The following is an 817-nucleotide window of genomic DNA, read 5'->3' on the forward strand; positions in this document are numbered from 1 at the left end:
TCTGCAACACGACCTTCTAGCTGACGCTCCCAAAAAGCACGACGGGCATTATTAGTTGAGAGCTTTTCTCGTACCTTATCTTTATAGCGTAATGCTAGCTCAGCCAAAGCTTCGAGCCTTGCCGGCAATACGGATTCGATACGATTACGAACAAGGCGAGTTAAGGTAGGATGCTGACCTGCACTCGATACCGCGACCGATATCGGGCCTCGATCAATTACAGCAGGAAGCAAAAAATCACTATCGTCTATGGAATGTGCCACATGAACTGGGATACCAGCTTGGCGAGCCTGCTGAGCAAAAAAGACGTCAGCGCTATGATCTTCAGATGCCGCAACTGCAAAAATAACGTTTTCAAACAATTGAGAGCTAAGAGAATCAAGGCCTGTACTATGAATAACATCCACCGATTCAAACTCAGTAAACCTATCCTTAGCAGTCTCATCAATACTAATTACGGTAATCGGAAATTCTGTTCGTTGTAGAAATCGAACTTTTCTAGTCGCAACGTCACCACTACCAAAGACAAGAACTGACTGCCCTTGCGGCTTAAAATACAACGGAAGCCAGTTCATAAGAGCGTCTCTTAGCGAATAACGTCGATATTACCCATGTATGATTTAAGTGCTTCTGGCACTTTAATCGAACCATCTTCTTGCTGATAGTTTTCAAGTACCGCAATCATGGTACGACCTACCGCTAAACCTGATCCATTCAGGGTATGCACCAATGCCGGCTTCCCGCTAGCTTGGTCACGGTAACGCGCTTGCATGCGACGAGCTTGGAAGTCACGCGTGTTGCTACATGACGAGATTTC

The 817-nt window shown here is 45.9% G+C and carries 2 protein-coding genes; both read right to left on the bottom strand.

Annotation, left to right across the window (positions count from 1 at the left end):
- Positions 1-575: bifunctional precorrin-2 dehydrogenase/sirohydrochlorin ferrochelatase (locus A3739_RS02480; RefSeq protein ID WP_197471975.1), on the bottom strand; the 575-nt coding region annotated here is incomplete at its 3' end.
- Positions 576-586: 11 nt separating this feature from the next.
- Positions 587-817: aminoacyl--tRNA ligase-related protein (locus A3739_RS02485; RefSeq protein WP_369821081.1), on the bottom strand; the 231-nt coding region annotated here is incomplete at its 5' end.

The organism is Oleiphilus sp. HI0067 (assembly GCF_001635735.1).